This is a genomic window from Roseateles sp. GW821-FHT02E12 (assembly GCF_059421665.1).
In genome coordinates, this window is the sequence record NZ_JBWKVK010000002.1 from 114,065 (window position 1) to 133,326 (window position 19,262).

Below are 19,262 nucleotides of genomic sequence, written 5' to 3' on the forward strand. Positions count from 1 at the left end.
TTCAGAGGTTCAGGCCAGGTTCGAGGCCTACCCGGCCGACGTGAGGCGGCGCATGCTGGCGCTCAGGGAGCTGGTGCTGAAGACGGCAGCGCAAACACCTGGCGTCGGCGACGTCGACGAAACCTTGAAGTGGGGCGAGCCGGCTTATGTCACCGTCAACAAGGCGGGCAGCACGGTTCGTATCGACTGGAAGGCCAAGGCGCCGGATCAGTACGCCGTCTACTTCAACTGCCAGACCAACCTCGTCGAATCATTCAAGCAGATGTTCCCGAATGACTTTCGGTTTGAGGGAAACAGAGCCTTGGTGCTGGCATTGACGCAGAAGATGCCGGTGGATTCGCTGGGCTTCTGCATCGCTGCGGCGCTCACCTATCACCTGCACAAGGGCCGCTGCCCGGCTCCCGGCGCTGCTACCTGACGATGTGCGCCACCAGCCCATTCAGATACCGCTCCAGCTGCGTGTAGCCCGTCACCGGATCGACTCGGGCCGCGTCCGACGCGTCTCTTGGGTTCAGCCCTTGCGCGATCTCCCATGCATCGGGCATGCCGTCGCCATCGCTGTCCAGCGGTGCGGGCCGGCTCTGCAGCACGGGCCAGCCGCCCACCTCCGTCTGGCTGTTGATCAGCTTGCCGCGGCGTTGGCGCACGTCTTCGATGATGCGCAGGTCGACCGCATCGCGAACGAGTGAGGCACCGGCTTGGGCCAGCACGCGCTCGAGCGTGACGGCGGGCGGGTGCATCGCAACCGGCGAAAAGGCCAGCGGCTGGGCCAGCTTGTAGCCAGCCGGCAGGCCGCCGGGCAGGTGTTGTGCGTGAGCACGCACCAGCTCCCACGGGTCGGCAGGCAGGCGGCCGTCCATCGTGTTGCCAGCGAACCAGGCGCGCGAGCCTGGGTTGCTTTCCTCGAACGCGAACTGCCCCTTGGAGCTCGGCCCGGTCAAGTAGGCATTGCCCACGAAGTTGTAGCTGGCGCGTTCGCCGCCGCGGTCCAGGTTGTAGCCGGCGCGCTCGGCGCCCCAGTTGTAGAAGACGTTGGCGCGGATGTCGTAGAAGCCGCCGACCGGGTCTTTGTCCGGGCTCAGGTAGTTGCCCGGGCGGGGCATGCGGTCCTGGTGATGGGCCCAGAGGTTGTGGTGCATGCTGAGCCGCGTGCCATGCGCGCCACGCAGCAGGCTGCCGAAGCCATGGCAGGCGCCCTTCTTGGGCACGTTGCAGTTCAGCGATTCGGCGATGACGCTCCACTGCACGGTGACGTGCTGGTAGGCCGGCCGGCCCAGGTCGGCGCGGGCGACGGAGACCGACAGCGACTCGTCGGTGGACCAACTCGCCGAGACGTGGTCCAGGATGATGCGCTGGCCCGAGCCCACGCTGATGGCGTCGTCGTCGGCGCCGGCCTCGTCGCCCATGCGCGAGCGGATGAAGCGCACGACGACGTCGTCGGCTTCGATGAACAGCGCATGGTTGCGCAGCGTGATGCCGTCGCCGGGGGCGGTCTGCCCGGCGATGGTGAGCCGGCCCTCGGTGACGTGCAGCGGCTTGGCCAGGGCGATGGTGCCGGACACGGCGAACACGACGGTGCGTGGGCCGATGGCCTCGACAGCGGCGCGCAGCGAGCCGGGGCCGTCGTCGGCCAGCGTCGTCACATAGATCGTCCGCCCGCCGCGGCCGCCGACAGCAATGGCGCCTTCGCCCTCGGCGCCCGGGAAAGCGGGCAGCATGGAGGGCGGGGTGGGCAGTGTTGCGCAGGCGGCCAGCGCCAGGGCCGTGGACAGGGCAGGAAGGCGTGCGGATCGCATCGTGGTCGCTCCTCGTTCAGTCGTCCACCGCGCGCTGGGCGGCGGGGCCGGCGGGTGTGTCCAGCGCCGTGAGGCGCAGGGCCATCCCGGTGCGCCCCGGCAGCTTGACGGCCTGGCCGCTGCGCTCGACGAAGTGGTAGCGGCCCTGGGGCTTGAACTGCAGCGGCTGCGCCAAGGGCGTGATCGTCATGCCCCAGGTGTCGATGATCTCGGCCTTGAAGCGCTGGCCGTCGCGCAGGCCGGTCAGGTAGAGCTGGGGCTGCCATTCGGTCGGCGCCTGGGTGCCGAAGTAGACGAGGTAGTAACGCCCCGGCTGGCCGGCGACGAACAGGTCGTCGAAAGCGTCGATGGGGTCGATGCCTTCGGCGGGCGCGGCATCCAGGATCTGCTTCAGGAAGGCCAGCCTCGGCGGGCTCTCGCCGCGCAGCCTGCCGCCCTGGGCTAGCCAGATCAGGCCGTCGGTGTCGGGGATGAACTCGCTGTGCCCGCCGTAGCCGCCCGCGATGGTCGTCGACCAGAAGGCGTGCACCATCTGCTGGCCCGTCAGCTGCGCCCACCGGCGGTCGTGGCGGCCCTCGTATTTCAGCTCGTCGAAGATGACGGGCTTGCGCCAGGCCTCGCGGAAGAGCACGGCCCGGCTGGCCTCGGCCGCAGCCATGCCGTGCTGCATGCTGACGTGGGTGATCCACGGCCGCGCCTGGTCGTAGATGCGCTTGCCGTTGTGGATGGAGCGCAGATGGCCGTAGGGGTCGGTGCGCTGCAGCAGCTGGCCCAGGTGCTCCCAGTCCTCATCGGTCTTGGTGCGGATGAAATCGAACTCGTTGGCCAGAGACCACCAGACGTTGCGGTAGGCCGCCAGCCGGGCGACGAGGTAGCGGGCGTAGCGGTCGTCCACCTCGCGCGGCCGGTCGTCCAAGCCCCATTCACGCTTGTCGTCGTAGGGGTGGTGCAGGATCAGGTCGGCCTCGATGCCGAGATCGCGCAACTGGCCCACGCGGGTTTCGAGGTGGCGGAAGAAGGCGGGGTTGAAGCGCGTGTAGTCCCAGTCGCGCGGCGGCGTCCCGGCATAGGGCCAGAACTCGGGTGGGTGCTTGTCGGTGCCGGCGGTCTGCGGGAACACCAGCATGCGTACCTTGTTGAAGGGCGCGGCGGCCAGCGTCTTCAGCGTCTGCGCCTCCAGCGCCTCGCCGCGGTGAGCCCAGCTGTACATCGTCGTGCCGACCGGCTTGAACGGCGAGCCATCGGCGTAGCCGAAGTGGTGGCCATTGCGCACGGCTACCGGGCCGTGATTGCCGCCTTTGGCCGGCGTGACGATGAACTCGCCCTGCTTGTTCGTCAGCGGCCAGCGGTTGCTGTGGCTGACCCAGGTCCAGCGCCCGGGCCGCGGCGGCATGAAGCGCACGCGGTAGATGCCATCGCCGTCGTAGAAGCCGTCGATCTCCAGGGTCTGCGCACCGTCGCTGAAGCGGGCGCTGATCTGCACGTCGATGAAGGGGTTGCCGTCCTTCGGGCCGGCGAGCTCGATCTCCTGGATGCCCCATTGCTCAACGGCATGAGCAGCCGCGCTGCACAGGGCCAGTAGCAGCAGTGTCAGCGTTCGCCACAGTCTCATCATGTTCACTCCACCACCGGCTTCCAGCCGCCCAGCACGAACTCCGGGCGCTTGTAGTCGGCGATGGTGGCGGCGTCCTTCGCCATCGTCAGCTGGCGCGAGACCGGGTGGCGCCTGGAAACATCGACCGGCTGGCCCTGCAGATCCGTCGTGTTGAACTCCCACAGGCGCACCCGCGAGCTGTCGAAGCCCGGCGCCTCTTCCACCGGCCCCCAGCCCTCGGGCGAGATGCCCTGGGTGCGAGTGTTGATCAGCACCATCTCCGCATGCGGGAAGTTGGTGGCCGTGCGCGTGGCGGAGTTGTTGCGCGGCAGGCGGGCGAACACGGCGGCCGGGTTGGCCACTGGGGCCGATGCTGCCCAGGGCAGCGGCGCGTCGCTGGCGATGAAGGTGCAGTCGACGAAGACGTTGCCATGCTGGCCGGCCGGCGTGCGCGTCCAGGAGAACGGGCCGATGGAGACCAGCTCGCTGCGCAGGAAGTAGGCCGCCGCATAGCCCAGGATGGTGTCGCCATGGCCGCTGAGCTTGCTGTCCTGCACATAGAGCGTGCCGTAGGTCGTCAGCGCGTCGCCGCTGCCGTTCAGCGTCATGTCGCTCAGCACGATGCGCTCGCCGCGCGTCATCAGCGCCTCGGCCTGGCCGATGGCGTCGTTGTTGATCGTGAAGCTGGACAGCTGGATGTCCTGCCCGTCGACGATGGAGAAGGCCCAGCGGCTGCGGGCGCCCGGGTTGAAGGCGCTGTTGTTGGCATAGCCCACCTGCACCTGGTCGCGCCTCTCGCCGCGCAGGATGAGGTTGTTCTTGCCATTCAGCGACACGATCTCCTCATAGACGCCGTTGCGGATGAAGAGGGTGACTCGCTTCGCCGGCTTGTCGGGCACGAAGTCGATGGCGCCCTGCACGGTGTTGAAGTCACCACTGCCGTCGGCCGCGACGACGAGACGGGTGCTGTCAGCCGGCGGCGGCGCCGCGCGGGTGGCGAAGGTCCAGGCGATGGCGGCGGGTTGCAGCACACCCGCATCCACCGTCACTCGGTAGCGGTGGCCGTAGCTCAGCACGCCGTGGTGCGGGTAGAGCGTCGCCACGTTGCCGCGCACGATGACCGGGCGGAAATGCCAGTCGCGGCCGGCGATGCGGGTGGACTGGTAGCGCTGCTGCGCCGCGTCGGCCGCTGCCTCGGGCGCCGTCATGCGGCGGTTGGGCGAGGCGGGGATGGCGAGGTCCAGCGTGTCGACCAGGCGCCCGTCGTCAGCGTCAAAGATGCGGATCAGGCCCGAGCTGCCCACGGTGGGTGGGCTGGCGAAGCGCAGGCTGAGTTGTGTGTCGGGGCTGATGCCAGCGCCCTGGGGCGATGGCGTCGGGGTGCCGCCCTGGGCCAGCGCTGCCAACGGCAGCCAGGCGGCCCACAGCACGAGGTTCTTCAGGAGGCGTGGCATGCGCGTGATGCTACGGTCGGCGCGGATACTGCTGCGGCCCGGTTTCGTCGGACTTCAAATGCTCAACAACTTGCGCGTTCTGCTTTGCCTGCTTGCTTTCATGGCCGCGCCCGTGTTCGCAGCGGACAAGACCCGGCTCTTCGTGCTGACCGACATCGAGAACGAGCCGGACGACGCGCAGTCTCTGGTGCGGCTGCTGACCTATGCCAACCAGTTCGACGTCGAGGGCCTGGTGGCCACCACGTCCATCCACCAGCGCAACAAGACGGCGGCCTGGCGTATTCGCGAGATCGTCGAGGCTTACGGCAAGGTGCGCGCCAACCTGCTGCTTCACGAACCGGGCTACCCCAGCGCGGCGCAACTGCTGGCCGCCGTCTCCGAGGGCCGCCCGGACTTCGGCATGAAGGTGGTGGGTGAGGGCATGGATTCGCCCGGCTCCGACGCGCTGATTGCCGCCGCGGATCGTGCCGACACGCGGCCGCTGTGGGTGCCGGTCTGGGGTGGTCCGAACGTGCTGGCCCAGGCACTGTGGAAGGTCAAGGCGACGCGAAGCCCGGAAGCGCTCGCGAAGTTCGTCGCCACGCTGCGTGTCTACGCCATCTCCGACCAGGACGACTCCGGCCCCTGGATACGCAAGAGCTTCCCCGGGCTCTTCTACATCGCCAGCCCCGGCCTGCATCCGGGTGGCGCGTATCACCACGCGACCTGGGCCGCGATGGGCGGCGACCAGGTGCATGGCCGCTTCGGTGGGGCCGACTTCGGCCTGGTCGACAACCCCTGGCTGGACCGCCACATCCGCCGCAACAAGGGCCCGCTGGGTGCCCAGTACCCACACACCGAATTCATGATGGAGGGCGACACGCCCAGCTTCCTGGGGCTGGTTGCCAATGGACTCAACATGCCCGAACGTCCTGACTGGGGAGGTTGGGGCGGCCGCTATGAGCTCTACACGCCACGGTTGCAGAAGTGGCATCAAGAGACCGAGACCCGGCCGCTGTGGACGGATGCGGTCGACGAGGTCAAGGGCGTGGATGGCCAATGGCACACCAGCAACCACGCGACCCTCTGGCGCTGGCGCGCCGCCGTGCAGAACGACTTCGCGGCGCGCATGGACTGGACGACCCAGCCCTACGCCAAGGCCAACCACCCGCCGGTGGTGAAGCTCGCGCATGCCGAGGTGCTGACGGCCAGGCGCGGCGACACCGTGAACCTCAGCGCAGCCGGCAGCAGCGACCCCGATGGCGATGCACTGTCCTACGAGTGGTTCTATTACGGCGAGGCCGGCACGTTCACCGTGTCCAGTGCGCGCTCGGGCCAGCCGCTGGAGATCAAGGGCTCAGACCAAGCCCAGGCTTCCTTCGTCGTGCCCACGCAGCGCGTGATGCCGCCGGGCACCGGCAGCCTGCACATCATCCTGGCAGTGACGGACCATGGCAGCCCGAGGTTGACGCGCTATCGGCGGGTCATCGTCAACGTGCTGCCCTGAGGCGCTGTCCAGGCAAACGGCGCTCATTCGACCCCCTGGGTTCCTCGTTGGGACAGGGCGCGCCACACGATCATCGTGCGGGCGGTTCGGCTGGGTGGCTTGGGCGCTCGTCCTGGCAACAGCTGCTCCATGGCCTGGATCACGCGGACGAGGAAGGGCAGGGCGAACACGAGCGGCTGGGCCATCAGGCGCAGGGCTTCGGGCGTGCCGGCCTGGAACTGCATGAGCTGATGCACGGAGAACGGCAGTGTGTGCACATGCTGCGAGAGCTGCATCGTGATGGCCTCATGCCAGTCGGCGTTCACGCCGCTCATCTCGCAGCGTTGGCGCCGGCTCAGGTGGAAGTCCGGCGGGTCGTTGCGCGCCAGACGCAGGCGCAGCGCGGCCTGCAGCTCGGGCGGCAGCGAGGCCAAGTGCTCGTGCGCATCCAGCGCCAGCTGAAGCCGCGCGGCGTCCGCCCGGATGCGGGCAATGGCTGGGTCGGTCGAGCCGATGCGGGCCAGGATCTTCAGGCGTCGAGTGGCGTCATGCAGCTCCCAGAGCCGGATGCGGAAGCCGCGCTCCGGATCTGTCACTGCGTGGCCGGCGATGTACTCGAAGGCGTCGTGCGCCTCGACGACGCAGCGCGCCACGGCGCTCATGGAGGGCAGGTCCCACAGCTCGCGCGGCTGCTGCTGGCCGGGGTCGGGCGCCAGCCGGCGCAAGGCAATGCAGTGGGCTAGCAGCTTGGCGAAGATCTGCTCGCCATAGCTGATGTGCGGCGCAGACAGTGTCAGCCCGGTCAGGGCTGCCGACGCCGCCTTGCCATACTCGAGCACGGCGTCGAACTCGCGCACCTTCGTTCGGTAATCGCCCCTGGTATTGATCTCTTGCAGCATGCTTGAATCGTTGTCCCGATGAGCGCGCAAGGTCAGCGCGGTTACGGATCATCGTTGCATGTACTGAGGCGCATGGCACTGCCCGGCTCGGCGCCGGGCCGGCCGACAGCGCCGCATGCGATGGCGACGTCGACGCGCCAGTGCTGCCCCTCGCGCAGGGCCGAAATCCGAAACGTCATGGTCTGTTCGGAATTCGCTGCAGCCGGGGCGGGCGTGATGCGGTAGCGCAGGCTCGATTGATGGACGCAATGCGCGGCGGGCTCGTCGCTGCAGACGAAACCGAGCGCCTGAAGGTCGCGAGCCGAGGTTTCGCCGGGTACCTGCGCTTGTGCGATGGCAGCCTGCACCGCGCTGCGCAACGCCGCTTTGCTGTTCATCCACTGGCTCTGGACGATCTGCGACACCTTGCCTTCGTTGGGCAGCGTGTAGCGGACGTCCATCCGCGGGAAGACCGTGCACGCGCTGGTGGCGCCGACCAGGGCGAGCAGGGCCAGGCGACCGATCGTGAGCTGGGGATGGACCATCAGCCTGCCGACGGGCCAGGTGGCAGGTGGTCCTTCATCCAACGCACCGCGAGCGCCGGCCACTGGTCCTGCGTGCCGTCCAGGCCGCGCAGCGCGAAGCCGTGAGCGGCCTGCGGGAAGACATGAGCCTCCACGTCCAGCCCGTGCTGTTGCGCCGCCGAGATCAGATTGAGCGCATGGGCGATGGGCACGATGGGGTCATGCAGCGCGTAGGCCAGGAAAACCGGGCAGCGCGGCAGGCCGTGCGGTTCGGTCGCGATGCCGATGGGCCAGGCGTCGTAGAAGGCCTGCTTCTCGGGCGGCGGGAAGTCGAGTTTGCCTGGCGGGAACTTGTGGTCGCGGTGGTTGGCGTTGAGGGGCGCGTAGGCAATGACGGCGCCCGCCGATTCACGCTGGCAGGCCATCACACCGGCCAGGTGGCCGCCGGAGGACAGGCCCACGTGCAGCAGCGGCAAGCGTGGCAAGGTGGCGAGGTGGTCGAGCGCCAGCAGGCCATCCTGCAGCGCGATGTCGAACGGCTGGCCGTCCTGGCCGGGCAGGCGGTGGACGAGCACGTAGGCATCCAGCTCCAGCGTGTTCAGCCACTGTGCGATCTCGACGCCTTCCTTGTCGTGCATCAGCTGCAGGTAGCCGCCGCCGGCATAGACGAGGGCGCGGCCGCGTGCGGTTGTCGGTGACAGGTAGGCGTGCAGCTCGGCGCGCGTCGGGCGGCGGCAGATGCGGTTGCGCGATTCGCCGTCGAAGACGTTGGGCGCACCATCAGTCAAAGCAATGACGGTCATGGCTTCTCGCGCAGCGGCAGGCCGAAGTCGGGCATGCCGTCGGCCGTGAAGGCCAGTGGCTGCACGCGCGTGGCGCGGCCGGTGTCCTTCAGCGGGTCGCCAACGATGTCGCGGTAGTTGCGGGCATGGAAGACGTTGAGCACCGTGCCGTCCGGCTCGACGAGGAAGCTGTTGTGGCCGGGGCCGTACTGGCCGTTCTCGGGGCTGGTGCTGAAGACGGGGCCGGGTGACTTGCGCCAGCTTTTCGGGTCCAGCAGGTCGGCGTTCTCGTCGGCCCACAGCAGGCCCAGGCAGTATTCGGCGCCGGTGCCGGCGGCTGAGTAGGTGATGAAGACACGGCCGCCGTGGACGAGCGCGGCGGGTGCCTCGTTGACGATGTGGCGCACCTTCTCCCAGGCGTAGTCGGGCTGGCTCAACCGCACCTGCGGGCCTTCCAGCGCAGTGGGGCTGGCCATGCGGGAGATGAAGATGTCGGTGCTGTGGTTCTTCTTGGCCGGGTCGGTCTGAGCCCAGGCCAGGTAGCGCTTGCCGCGGTGCTCGAAGAAGGTCGCGTCCAGCGTGAAGGTTTCCCAAGCCGTCTTGACCTGGCCGCGCTCGGCCCACTCGCCCTGGAGCGGGTCGGCGGAGGCGTTCTCCAGCACCCACAGGCGGATCTTCCACGGCTCCTTGGCCTCACCGGCGCTGAAGTAGATGAACCAGCGGCCGTCGATGAAGTGCAGCTCAGGCGCCCAGATGTTGCGGCTCATGGGGCCGCTGTCGTGCTTGCGCCAGATCACCTTGGGCTCGGCCGTCGCGAGGCCGGCGATGCTGCGCGCGCGGCGCAGTTCCAGCAGGTCGTAGGCGGGCACGGTGGCCATCAGGTAGTACCAGTCGCCGTGGCGAATGATCTGCGGGTCGGCGCGCTGGGCGACGAGGGGGTTGGGCCAGGGCAATGGGGTCGGCGCGGCGGGGGCTTGCGCGAGGGTCGTCATCGCCGGGGTCAGCAGGGCGGCGCCGAGCAAGGCGCGGCGGGTCAGGGCGGGTCGGATCAAGTGGGGGACTCCAGGCGTTGCAGTCGGCCGTTGCGGCGCTCGAACGCGGCAGTGTCGTTGGCAGCGAGCTTGAGCGAGAGCTTGCCGCCGCGCCAGCGCAGCTCGGTGCTGCCACCGGTGATGCTGCGCAGCTTCAGCGACTGCACCTCGCCGCCCTGCCACGCCATGGCCAGCTCGAATCCGCCGCGCGCCCGCAGGCCGCTGACGCTGCCGGCGGGCCAGGCCGAGGGCAGCGCCGGCAGCAGCTCGATGCGGCCGCGGTGGCTCTGCAGCAGCATCTCGGCGATGCCGGCGGCGCCGCCGAAGTTGCCGTCGATCTGGAAGGGCGGGTGGGCGTCGAAGAGGTTGGGGTAGCTGCGCTTGGGGTGCAGCAGGCGCTGCAGCGTCGCGTGGGCGTGCTCGCCGTCCTTGAGCCGCGCCCACAGGTTGATGCGCCAGCCTATGCCCCAGCCGGTGGTGTCGTCGCCGCGCCGCTCCATCACATTGCGTGCGGCGGCGGCGAGGGCGGGCGTGTCGTCGGGTGTGATCTGGTCCGACGGATACAGCGCGTACAGATGCGACACGTGGCGGTGCTGCAGCTCCGGGGCTTGCAGGTCCCAATCTTCCTGCCATTCCTGCAACTGGCCGGCGGCGCCGATCTTGTCGGGCGGCAGGCGCTCGCGCATGGCTTCACAGGCCTTGGCGAACGGCCGGTCGGTGCGCAGCTCCCGCGCAGCCTCGGCGGCGTGGGAGAAGAGGTCGCGCAGCAGCTGGCTGTCCATCGCCGGGCCGGCGCAGACCGAGGAGCCGTGAGGGTGGCCGTTCTCGGGCGACACGCTGGGGTTGGTGACCATGAAGCCGCTCTTGGGGTCCTTCACCAGCGTGGCGAGCTGGAACTCGGCGGCGCCCTTGAGCAGCGGGTACAGGCGCTTCAGCAGCACCGGGTCGCGCCGGAACAGCCAGCTCTGCCAGAGCGTGTTCACCAGCCACACGCCGCCCATGGGCCACAGGCCCCAGCGGGCGCCGTCGGTGGGGGCGGCCACGCGCCAGCCGTCGGTGTTGTGGAAGGCGACCCAGCCCGGCGCGTCATACATCGCGCGCGCCACCTTGGCGCCGGTGAGGGCGAGGTCTTCCACCATGCAGATCAGCGGTTCGATGGTCTCGCCGACGTTGCACAGCTCGGCGGGCCAGTAGTTCATCTCCGTGTTGATGTTGATGGTCCACTTGGACCCCCACGACGGATTGACCTTCTCGTTCCAGATGCCCTGCAGATTGGCCGGGAAGCGCGTGCCGGGCCGGGAGCTGGCCAGCAGCAGGTAGCGGCCGTACTGCAGATAGAGCGACGCGAGGCCGGGGTCCTGGCCTTCGGCGAAGCGGGCGATGCGCTCGTCGGTGGGCAGGGCGGCGTTGGAGCCGGCGCCGAGGTCGATGGCGACGCGGCGGAACAGGCGCTGGTGGTCGTCGCGGTGGGCCTGGCGCAGCGCCTCGGGGCCGCGTGCCGTCGCCGCGGCCAGCGTCGCCTTGTTGGCGGCCATGGGGTCACCGGAGACATCGTCGAAGCGCTTGTAGCCGGTGGCGCCGGTGATCAGGATGAAGGCCTCGTCGGCGCCTTGCACCTGCAGGCCACCGTCGCGTGCCACGAGCTTGCCGCCGCGCGTGACGACCTGCAGCCGGCACTCGAAAGGCAGGCGGCCTTCGATGCCCCCTTGCGTGGGGCTCATGCCCGCCACCCACAGCGTGTGGCCGCCCTCGCCGCCGCTGCGCTGCTGGTGCGGCGCACTCAGCGTGATGTCGCAGGTGATGGCGCGCGGCTTGTCGCCGGCCAGGCGCACGACGATGAGTGGGTCGGCCGCGGAGGCGTAGACCTCGCGGACATGCTGCGTGCCGCCGGTGCGGAACTGCGTGCTCGCCAGCGCCTCGTCCAGGTCCAGGCTGCGCTCGTAGCCGCGCACGCCGTCCAGGCCGGGGAAGACGAGGATCAGCTCGGCCAGCGGCTGGTAGGCCATCTGCTTCATGGGCTGGCCGAACAGCGTCTCGTTGGCCAGCTTCTCGGCCTCGGCGTAGCGGCCGGCGAACACCAGCTCGCGCACCTTGGGCAAGCCCTCGCGGGCGCGCGGGTTGATTGTGTCGTAGGGGCCGCCGGCGAAGAAGCTGCTCTCGTTGAGCTGCAGCCGCTCGGTGTGCGTGCCACCGAACACCATCGCGCCCAGCCGCCCGTTGCCGACCGGCAGCGCCTGCGTCCACTCGTCGGCGGGGCGGCGATACCAGAGTCGCAGTTGGTTGTCTGTGGCGGCCTCGGTGGCAGAGAAAGCCGGCGTGCCCAGGCTCAGCAGCCCGGCTTGGGCGACTTGCTGCTGTATCCAGCGGCGGCGTGAGGTGTTGGTCATGGGGCTCGGTAGAACTCGGCCTCGACGATGGACAGCACACCGCGGCCGAGGCGAGCGGCACCGGTGTCGACGATCTTCTGGTTGGCGACCTCGGTGTTCGCCGTCTCGGCACCACCCTGGGCGTCGCCGGTCAGTTCGATGCTGACGACCTGGCCGCGCCGGGCCTTGAGCGGCAGCGTCACGTAGCCCAGGCTGCGCTCGGTCAGGCCACGCCAGACTTCGGCGCCGTCGACGCGGATGACCAGCGGGTACTGGCGCTCGCGCCAGCCGCCGAGCTTGAGCGTGATTTCGTTGAGCGTCGTGGGCTCGGCGAGGCGGAAGCGGATGGCACCCTTGCCGGCCTCGCTGGTCCACGACGTGCTCTCGTCATCGTCGATGGCCTGGGCTGGCGTGCCGCTGTCGGCCTCCACCGAGGCCACGGCGACGGCGATGCGGCTGACGGTGAACGAGGGCGTTGAAGGCGTCGGGCCGCGTGTGGATTGGTGGCTGACGCCGTCGGCCGGGAAACGCTTGCTTAAGCCGCCGCTGACTTGCACCGGCTGTGAACGCAGTTCCAGCGTGGCCGCCTCCAGCCCTTGCGCCTCGGCGCGCAGCCTGATGGCACCCGCCTCGGTCGTGCTGCGCACCAGCACGCGGTTCACGCCGCCTTCCACCGGCAGCTCGCGCGCGCCCACGAAGTTGCCCTCGCCCTGCGCAATGCCGCCGCGCCATTCGGCCGGGCCGTCCAGCGTGAACTTCACTGTGTCGAGCGCGACCGGGTTGCGGCGGCCGGCGGCGTCGACGACCTCCACCTGCACCAGCGCCAGGTCCGCGCCATCGGCCTGCAGGCCTTGCGGGTGCGTCTGCACGCTCAGCTTCAGCGCGGCGGGCGGGCCGGCGGTGACGCGCAAGTCCTCACAGACCTTGTTGCCATCCTTGTCCAAGCCGACGGCACGCAGCTCACCGGGCTCGAAGCGCACACCGTCGAAGCGGAAGACGAAGGGCTCGCTGGCCTCGGCCGCGCCGAGAGGCTTGCCGTTCAGCGTCAGCAGCATGCGGGCGGCGCTGGAGATGACGGTGACTGTCTTGACCGTGCCCGGCGCGTAGTTCCAGTGGCCCAGCAGGTGGGCGCGTGGGCGCTCGATGTCCACCCAGCCGTCCCACGCCACCTGATGCGCGAAGAAGCCGTCCTTGGGGATTCGCATTGCGTCCACCTCGCCGCTGCGGCGGTAGTTCTCGGCGCCGCGGTGGTGGGTGTTGCTGTCGCTGAAGATGATGTTGACGCCGCCCGACGACACGCGCGTGCCGGTGCCGGGCCGCTCGCGCCAGAAGTCCACCCAGCGGCGCACGTCTTCCAAAGCGTGCGAGTCCTGGTTGCGGTTGTAGCTGGCGGCACTCTGGCCCTTGTGCTCGGGGCCATCGCCGTCGCGGTGGAAGGGCGGGGAGAGTTCGTCCCAGAACTTGCGGGCGCCCTCGTCGCGGGAGTATTCCGTGGCCCACATCGGCCGGCGCGCGCTCTTGTTGACGTAGAGCATCTCGCCGCCGTACTCGGCCACGTCCTGCAGCGCCTTGGACAGCATCTCGCGGCTGCCCGATGCGCGGCCGCCGTGCGGGTCGTAGCGGTCGCGCAAGGCCTTGGCTTCGGCCATGTGCTCGACGCTGACGCCGCGGTTGCCCGTCTCGTACATCAGGATGCTGGGGCTGTTGCGGAAGTAGATGATGGCGTCGCGCATCGCCTCCATGCGCTGCTCCCAGCGGCGGCCGGTCACGTCGGCCTCGGAGTCGCCCGTGGGCATGGCCTGCATGAGGCCTATGCGATCCAGCGACTGGACGTCCTGCGCCCACGGCGCCGTGTGCATCCAGCGCACGAAGTTGGCGTTGCTGGCCAGCATCTGGCCGTTGCCGTAGTCGCTGAGCCAGGCGGGCACGGAGAGGCCGATGGCCGGCCACTCGTTGCTGGTGCGCTGGGCATAGCCCTTGAGCTGGATGACGCGACCGTTGAGGGTGACCATGCCGTGGGCGAACGCTGTCTGGCGAAAGCCGGTGCGCGTGACGATGCGGTCGACTGGCTTGCCGTCGACGCTCAGCGTCGTCTCCACGTCGTAGAGCGCACCATGGCCCCAGCTCCAGAACTGCAGGCCGGTGACCGGGGCACGGGCAGCAACGGTGGTGGTGGCGCCGGCGGCAATGGTTTGAGGCGGCGCCTTGAAGCTGGCGACGACGAGGCCGGCGGCATCACGCAGCCTCACGTCGTAGCCGAAGCGGCGCGGCTGGCCGTGCTCGTTGCGCACCTGGGCTTCAGCGGTGATGGTGGCGCGGCCGGCCTTGATGTCGAAGCCGGCCGCGTGCACGTAGACGCCGGTGGTGCCGAGGTTGGAGAACAGGGGCAGCGTCTGGTAGAGCTTGTCGGTAACGTGCAGCCGCAGGTTCTTGGGCAGGCCGCCGTAGTTGGCGTTGAAGTTGCGGTCGGCCCATTGGTAGCGCTGGTTGCTGGCTCGCTCGCGGTAGTCCCAGCGGTTGTCGGTGCGCACGGCGATGAGGTTGTCGCCAGGCTTGACGACCTTGCTGAGGTCGAAGCCGAAGGCGGTGACACCGTTCTCGTGCAGGCCCACGCGCTGGCCGTTGACCCACACCTCGGCGGCCTGGCGGGCGCCTTCGAATTCGATGAAGACCTTGCGGCCGGCCACGTCGGCTGGCAGCGTGAAGCGCTTGCGGTACCAGGCGATGCCGGTGCTGTGGTCGACGATGTCTTTGGCGAAGGCATCGTCTTCATTCCAGGCGCGGGGAAGGGTGACGGGCTTCCAGGGGGTGTCGTCGAAGGCCGTGGCTTCGGCGCCGGGGGCTTCGCCGACGTGCAGGCGCCAGCCGGGATTGAAGTTGTAGACCTCGCGTGCCGCGTGGGCCGACAGCGCCACCGCTGCCAAGGCCAGGGCGGCCAGCCACCGCTTCATTTGGCCTGCGCCTTGTAGTGCTCGGCCAGCACGTCGAACGCCAGCTTGCGCTGCCCGATCTCGGAGATCAGGCCCTTGCGGTTCCAGCCGTTCTGGTAGACCGGGTGCTCGCGGCGCGGCGAGCGGAAGTCCTTCAGGATCCAGGGCGACAGGCCGCGCAGCGTCGGCACCTTGGCGGCCATGGCGAAGGTCGCGCGGTAGTAGTCGGCCTGGTAGTCCTCGGAAAACTTCGGTTTCAACACTGGGTCGCGGAAGCCCGCGAAGGCATCGGCACCAAACTCGGAGAACAGCAGCGGCTTGTCCGCCGGGACGTCCCAGCGCAGCCGGCGCACGTCGGCCAGCGTGTCGTCGCCATACCAGCCGGCATAGGTGTTGACGGCGATGACGTCGAGCTGGGGCAGCAGCGGGTCGGCGATGTGGATGACGTCGCCCTTGCGCTCGACAAGCAGGGCCGCGCTGACGAGGCGGCTGGCGTCCAGTGCGCGCACGGTTTCGGCCAGGGCCGTGTGGAAGCGCGTGCGGTTCTCGGCCACGGGCGTCTCGTTGCCGATGCTCCACAGGATGAGTGCTGCGCGGTTGCGGTCGCGGTAGATGGTCTCGGCCTGCATGCGGCGGGCCTTGTCGAGCACGGCGGGCGTGTCCCAGTCGATGCTCCAGTAGACGGGGATCTCGCTCCACACCAGCAGGCCGATCTCGTCGGCCACGCGCAGCATGGTCTCGTTGTGCGGGTAGTGCGACAGGCGCACATAGTTGCCGTGCAGGCCGTTCTTCACCTCGCCGAGCAGCCGGCGCGCGGCGGCCTCGTCGATGCGGCGCGCCGGGTTGGGGCCGATCTCTTCCTCGTGGATGGAGATGCCGCGCAGCGTGATGGGCTGGCCGTTGAGCAGGATGTCGGCGCCGCGCACGGCGATCGTGCGGAAGCCCATGCGGTCGCGCACCCGGTCGCCGCCGGCTTCGAAGTCCACGTCGTACAGCGTCGGCGACTCGGGCGACCAGCGCTTGAGACTGGCCGGTGCGGCGGTGTCGAAGCGGGCCTCGCCGTTCGCGTCGGTGCGGGCCTGCAGCGTGAGGTTCAGCGCAGCGATGCGCAGGCTCACGGCCTGGTTGGCCAGCTGCGGGCCGTTGAGCTGCAGGCTGCCGACGATGCGGCCGGCATCGGTCAGGCGCAGCGTGGCGTCGTCGATGAAGGTAGCAGGCGTCTGGAAGAGCTTCACCGGCCGGGTGATGCCGCCATAGAGATCCCAGTCGGTGATCTCGGCCGGGATGCTCTGGGCGTCGTGCTTGGAGTCGACGCCGACGACCAGGCGGTTGCCCTGCTCGCGCAGCGCGTGCGTGACCTCGACGACAAAGGGCGTGAAGCCACCTTCGTGCCTGCCCACCTCCTGGCCATTGAGGAAGACCGTGGTGCGGTAGTTCACGGCCTCGAAGCGCAGGAAGCTGCGCCGGCCCGGCTTGATGGGCGCATCAAAGCGGCGCTGGAACCACATCAGGCCGTCGAAGTAGCGCAGCTCGGGAACAGCAGAGTTCCAGGCGCCGGGGATGTCCAGCGCCGGCGCGCGGTCGAGGTCGTATTCGAAGAAACCGACACCGCCCTTGGCCTCGGCCGCGGCCACGTCGACATCGCGAAAGCGCTGCATGCGCGGCTTGGCGGGCCAGCCGTTGATGTCGGTGAAGCCTGTCCGGTAAAGGTCCTTGGAATAGGCCCAGCGGCCCGACAAATCCTGGTCGGCGGTGCGAGCCGTCAGCAGCAGGGGTGGGCGCAGCGCGTCGGCGGCGAGGGCCGGTACGGCGATGAAGGCGAGCAGGCAAAGAAGACGAGAGAGAAGACGACGGATCATGGTTGCACCTCAAGTACCAACACTGATTTGGCTGGCAGCGTCAGCGCCAGGTTGCCGTCCTTGGCTTGCGCCTTGAAGGGCTGGGGTTTGACGCGGTCGGGCGTCTCGAAGCGATTCTCAGCGTCCATCGTCGCGGCGGTCAGCAACTGGCCGTTCACGGCGCGCACGCCCTTGCCACCCACGGCGAGCTGCAGCGTCAGATCCTGCGTCGGGTTGGTGTTGGTGAGGCTCAGCAGCAGCTTGCCGTCCGCACCCTTGGCCGCGCTGGCGCTGACGGCGGAGATGCTGTACTTGCCGAGCTTGTAGCTGGGCACGCTCTCCAGCTGCACGGGCAGCGAGGTCGCGTCCATGAAGGGCAGGTGCATCGCGAAGGCGTGGTAGCTGGGCGTCAGCACCATGCGGTCCTTGTCGGTGATGACCATCGCCTGCAGCACGTTGACCATCTGCGCGATGTTGGCCATCTTCACGCGCTCGGCATGGCGGTGGAAGACATGGAAGTGCAGGGCGGCCAGCACCGCGTCGCGCAGCGTGTTGCGCTGCACCAGGAAGCCGGGGTCGGTGCCGGGCTCGGGGTCGTACCAGCTGCCCCATTCGTCGAAGTAGATGGCGACCTTCTTGGCAGGGTCGTTGCGGTCCAGGATCTCGCGGTGCTTGGCGAGGTAGCCGTCGATGGTCTGGGGCACGGCCAGCGTGGAGATCCACTCGGCCTCGGGGAAATTGATGGCGCCACCCTTCTTCTTCCAGTCGCGGGTGGGCAGCGAGTACTGGTGGTGGGTCACGGCGTCCATGCGCTGCTTGATGTCGGCGCTCAGCGTCTCCACCCAGTTCAGCTCAAGCTCCTGGCCACCACTGGCGACGAGCTTGGGCCGGTTGCCGCGCGGCGCCTTGGCGAAGGTGGACCAGTGCTTGTAGAGGTCGGCGTAGTAGCTCGGCTTCATATGGCCGCCGCAGCCCCAGCTTTCGTTGCCTATGCCCCAGTACTGGACCCGCCAGGGCTTGTCGCGGCCGTTGGCGCGGCGCTGGCGGACCAGGGCCGTGTCGCCTTCGGCCGTCAGGTACTCCAGCCACTCGGCCATCTCCTGCACCGTGCCGGAGCCGAGGTTGGCGTTCAGGTAGACCTCGCTGCCGAGCTGCTCGGCCAGGTCCAGGAACTCGTGCGTGCCCACAGCGTTGGGCTCGATGACGCCGCCCCAGCTCGTGTTCACGCGCGGCGGGCGCTGGGCTTGCGGGCCGATGCCGTCGCGCCAGTGGTATTCGTCGGCGAAGCAGCCGCCGGGCCAGCGCAGCACGGGCACCTTGATTGCTTTCAGTGCGCCCACCACGTCGCTGCGCCAGCCGCGCACGTTGGGGATCTTGCTGTCAGTGCCGACCCACAGGCCTTCGTAGATGCCGGCGCCCAGGTGCTCGGCGAACTGGCCGTAGATCTGGCGCGCGATGACCGGGCCGGGCTTGTCGGCCTGAATGTCGACCTTGACCGGCTCCGCCGCGTGGACAGCAAGCGAGGCGGCAAGGCTGAGGGCGGGGAGCAGGTGTTTCATCGGCAGTGGAGGATTTGGAAATCGCGTATCTGCAGACGGCTGGTCGTGGTGCGCAACGCGAAATAGCCTTGCAGGCGTGGGTTGGGGTCGGCGCGGGTGAAGACGGCGCGCCCATCGGCGAGCCAGCGCAAGTGAACGGGATCGGCAGCCGTCGGTTGACGCGAAACAATCTCGATGCTGAGCGGTTTGGCGGCATGCAGCCGCGTCTGCGGCGTCATGGGCAGCTCGCCAGGCTCGGCGATTGCGCCGTCGGCAAATCCGGCCAGCAAACGGCGCTGGCCGTTCTCGTAAAGGCGCAGCCGCGTCGTCGTATTGCCATTGGCGCCAAAGCCGGCGTAGTAGGTGGGCAACGTGTCGTAGCCAGCGAACTTGCCGCTGCGCGGATAGGGCTCGCTGCCGTCAACTTCGAGCGCATTCCAGAACATGTTCAGGTCCGACAGCCGGCCGGCGAGTGCGCCCGCAGTGGCTGGGGCGGGCAGGGCCACTGCCGTGAAGCGGATGGCGTAGTCGCCGCTCAAGGGCTCGCGCCACCACAGCGAGAGACCGGCGGGCGTGGCGATGTCGAGTACACCGCCCTGGGCGGTGACGACGGAGCGCTCGTCCTCGGCCTCCAGCCGCCAGCGAGCGAGGCCGGCGCGGAAGTCGTCAGTGGCGACCGGCTCCAGCTTGCGCGGTGCTTCGCACCAAGCCCCCGCCGCCAACGGCAGCAAGAGGATCAGCCCGCAAAGTGAAAGACGGAAGGCAGTGCCCATTGGCGCGGCTTGTTGTCGGCTTCGACTTCCATCAGCGGGGCCATGTAGTCCCACCAGCGGCGCATGACGGGCAGCGTGGGCAGCGCGTCGATGGGGTAGCCCGCTTTCAGCTTCAGCACGGCGAACAGGCTCAGCGTGCTCTCGTCCAGGAAGATGGAGTAGTCATGGATGCCGGCGCCGCGCAGCGCCTCGGCCAGGTCGGGCCACAGCTCGTCATGGCGCTTCTTGTACTCAGGCACCACGCCGGGCTTGAGCTGCATCTTGAAGGCGCGGATCTCGTCGCTCATGTCTTC

The 19,262-nt window shown here is 68.9% G+C and carries 15 protein-coding genes; 2 read left to right on the forward strand and 13 right to left on the reverse strand.

What is annotated here, in order from left to right; translation table 11 throughout:
• The first annotated feature begins 52 nt into the window (after nucleotides 1–52).
• Nucleotides 53–418, forward strand: coding sequence for a DUF1801 domain-containing protein (locus tag AC07V5_RS11315; protein WP_495115776.1), 366 nt, complete (start codon nucleotides 53–55; stop codon nucleotides 416–418).
• On the opposite strand, the gene AC07V5_RS11320 is transcribed toward AC07V5_RS11315, so the two are convergent.
• From AC07V5_RS11320 to AC07V5_RS11330, 3 genes are read right to left on the reverse strand one after another with little or no spacing between them, the layout of a single operon-like run.
• On the reverse strand, nucleotides 411–1,796 hold the full coding sequence (locus AC07V5_RS11320) for a hypothetical protein (protein ID WP_495115777.1): 1,386 nt from the start codon (nucleotides 1,794–1,796) through the stop codon (nucleotides 411–413). The genes AC07V5_RS11315 and AC07V5_RS11320 overlap by 8 nt on opposite strands.
• Nucleotides 1,797–1,812: 16 nt before the next feature.
• The gene (locus tag AC07V5_RS11325; RefSeq protein ID WP_495115778.1) at nucleotides 1,813–3,408 is read right to left on the reverse strand and encodes a DUF5060 domain-containing protein; all 1,596 of its coding nucleotides are present in this window, start codon (nucleotides 3,406–3,408) and stop codon (nucleotides 1,813–1,815) included.
• Nucleotides 3,409–3,413: 5 nt separating this feature from the next.
• Nucleotides 3,414–4,844: a pectinesterase family protein gene (locus AC07V5_RS11330; protein WP_495115779.1), complete on the reverse strand. Its 1,431-nt coding sequence runs from the start codon at nucleotides 4,842–4,844 to the stop codon at nucleotides 3,414–3,416.
• A 100-nt stretch (nucleotides 4,845–4,944) separates the two neighbouring features.
• Here AC07V5_RS11330 and AC07V5_RS11335 point away from each other — a divergent pair, with 100 nt between their 5' ends.
• Entirely contained in the window at nucleotides 4,945–6,330 is a 1,386-nt protein-coding gene (locus AC07V5_RS11335) for a nucleoside hydrolase-like domain-containing protein (protein WP_495115780.1), read from the forward strand.
• Between the two features lie 23 nt (nucleotides 6,331–6,353).
• Here AC07V5_RS11335 and AC07V5_RS11340 read toward each other — a convergent pair whose 3' ends face one another.
• From AC07V5_RS11340 to AC07V5_RS11385, 10 genes are read right to left on the reverse strand one after another with little or no spacing between them, the layout of a single operon-like run.
• A complete protein-coding gene (locus AC07V5_RS11340) occupies nucleotides 6,354–7,208 on the reverse strand; it encodes a hypothetical protein (protein WP_495115781.1) in 855 nt (284 codons plus the stop codon).
• A 41-nt stretch (nucleotides 7,209–7,249) separates the two neighbouring features.
• Nucleotides 7,250–7,732, reverse strand: coding sequence for a hypothetical protein (locus AC07V5_RS11345; protein ID WP_495115782.1), 483 nt, complete (start codon nucleotides 7,730–7,732; stop codon nucleotides 7,250–7,252).
• Complete coding sequence (locus AC07V5_RS11350; RefSeq protein ID WP_495115783.1) at nucleotides 7,732–8,514, reverse strand: alpha/beta hydrolase family protein; 783 nt, start codon at nucleotides 8,512–8,514, stop codon at nucleotides 7,732–7,734. Before AC07V5_RS11350 ends, AC07V5_RS11345 begins: the two co-directional genes overlap by 1 nt.
• Nucleotides 8,511–9,545 carry a glycoside hydrolase family 43 protein gene (locus AC07V5_RS11355; RefSeq protein ID WP_495115784.1) on the reverse strand — a complete coding sequence of 345 codons (1,035 nt, stop codon included), beginning with the start codon at nucleotides 9,543–9,545 and terminating at the stop codon, nucleotides 8,511–8,513. Before AC07V5_RS11355 ends, AC07V5_RS11350 begins: the two co-directional genes overlap by 4 nt.
• The gene (locus AC07V5_RS11360) at nucleotides 9,542–11,911 is read right to left on the reverse strand and encodes a glycoside hydrolase family 95 protein (protein ID WP_495115785.1); all 2,370 of its coding nucleotides are present in this window, start codon (nucleotides 11,909–11,911) and stop codon (nucleotides 9,542–9,544) included. Before AC07V5_RS11360 ends, AC07V5_RS11355 begins: the two co-directional genes overlap by 4 nt.
• Nucleotides 11,908–14,841, reverse strand: a complete 2,934-nt coding sequence (locus AC07V5_RS11365; protein WP_495115786.1) for a glycoside hydrolase family 2 protein — start codon at nucleotides 14,839–14,841, stop codon at nucleotides 11,908–11,910. Before AC07V5_RS11365 ends, AC07V5_RS11360 begins: the two co-directional genes overlap by 4 nt.
• The gene (locus AC07V5_RS11370; protein ID WP_495115787.1) at nucleotides 14,838–16,679 is read right to left on the reverse strand and encodes a glycoside hydrolase family 2 protein; all 1,842 of its coding nucleotides are present in this window, start codon (nucleotides 16,677–16,679) and stop codon (nucleotides 14,838–14,840) included. Before AC07V5_RS11370 ends, AC07V5_RS11365 begins: the two co-directional genes overlap by 4 nt.
• Entirely contained in the window at nucleotides 16,676–18,217 is a 1,542-nt protein-coding gene (locus AC07V5_RS11375; protein ID WP_495115788.1) for an alpha-N-arabinofuranosidase, read from the reverse strand. The genes AC07V5_RS11370 and AC07V5_RS11375 overlap by 4 nt, the downstream gene beginning before the upstream one ends.
• Nucleotides 18,214–18,969 carry a DUF6250 domain-containing protein gene (locus AC07V5_RS11380; protein WP_495115789.1) on the reverse strand — a complete coding sequence of 252 codons (756 nt, stop codon included), beginning with the start codon at nucleotides 18,967–18,969 and terminating at the stop codon, nucleotides 18,214–18,216. The genes AC07V5_RS11375 and AC07V5_RS11380 overlap by 4 nt, the downstream gene beginning before the upstream one ends.
• Entirely contained in the window at nucleotides 18,933–19,256 is a 324-nt protein-coding gene (locus tag AC07V5_RS11385) for an L-rhamnose mutarotase (protein ID WP_495115790.1), read from the reverse strand. The genes AC07V5_RS11380 and AC07V5_RS11385 overlap by 37 nt, the downstream gene beginning before the upstream one ends.
• Nucleotides 19,257–19,262: the final 6 nt, after the last annotated feature.

Excerpts from the sequence above, each read along its gene's own strand:
- AC07V5_RS11315 (WP_495115776.1), top strand. The coding sequence starts at position 53 with ATGCTGGCGCTCAGGGAGCTGGTGCTGAAGACGGCAGCGCAAACACCT.
- AC07V5_RS11320 (WP_495115777.1), bottom strand. The coding sequence starts at position 1,796 with ATGCGATCCGCACGCCTTCCTGCCCTGTCCACGGCCCTGGCGCTGGCC.
- AC07V5_RS11325 (WP_495115778.1), bottom strand. The coding sequence starts at position 3,408 with ATGAGACTGTGGCGAACGCTGACACTGCTGCTACTGGCCCTGTGCAGC.
- AC07V5_RS11330 (WP_495115779.1), bottom strand. The coding sequence starts at position 4,844 with ATGCCACGCCTCCTGAAGAACCTCGTGCTGTGGGCCGCCTGGCTGCCG.
- AC07V5_RS11335 (WP_495115780.1), top strand. The coding sequence starts at position 4,945 with ATGGCCGCGCCCGTGTTCGCAGCGGACAAGACCCGGCTCTTCGTGCTG.
- AC07V5_RS11340 (WP_495115781.1), bottom strand. The coding sequence starts at position 7,208 with ATGCTGCAAGAGATCAATACCAGGGGCGATTACCGAACGAAGGTGCGC.
- AC07V5_RS11345 (WP_495115782.1), bottom strand. The coding sequence starts at position 7,732 with ATGGTCCATCCCCAGCTCACGATCGGTCGCCTGGCCCTGCTCGCCCTG.
- AC07V5_RS11350 (WP_495115783.1), bottom strand. The coding sequence starts at position 8,514 with ATGACCGTCATTGCTTTGACTGATGGTGCGCCCAACGTCTTCGACGGC.
- AC07V5_RS11360 (WP_495115785.1), bottom strand. The coding sequence starts at position 11,911 with ATGACCAACACCTCACGCCGCCGCTGGATACAGCAGCAAGTCGCCCAA.
- AC07V5_RS11365 (WP_495115786.1), bottom strand. The coding sequence starts at position 14,841 with ATGAAGCGGTGGCTGGCCGCCCTGGCCTTGGCAGCGGTGGCGCTGTCG.
- AC07V5_RS11370 (WP_495115787.1), bottom strand. The coding sequence starts at position 16,679 with ATGATCCGTCGTCTTCTCTCTCGTCTTCTTTGCCTGCTCGCCTTCATC.
- AC07V5_RS11375 (WP_495115788.1), bottom strand. The coding sequence starts at position 18,217 with ATGAAACACCTGCTCCCCGCCCTCAGCCTTGCCGCCTCGCTTGCTGTC.
- AC07V5_RS11380 (WP_495115789.1), bottom strand. The coding sequence starts at position 18,969 with ATGGGCACTGCCTTCCGTCTTTCACTTTGCGGGCTGATCCTCTTGCTG.
- AC07V5_RS11385 (WP_495115790.1), bottom strand. The coding sequence starts at position 19,256 with ATGAGCGACGAGATCCGCGCCTTCAAGATGCAGCTCAAGCCCGGCGTG.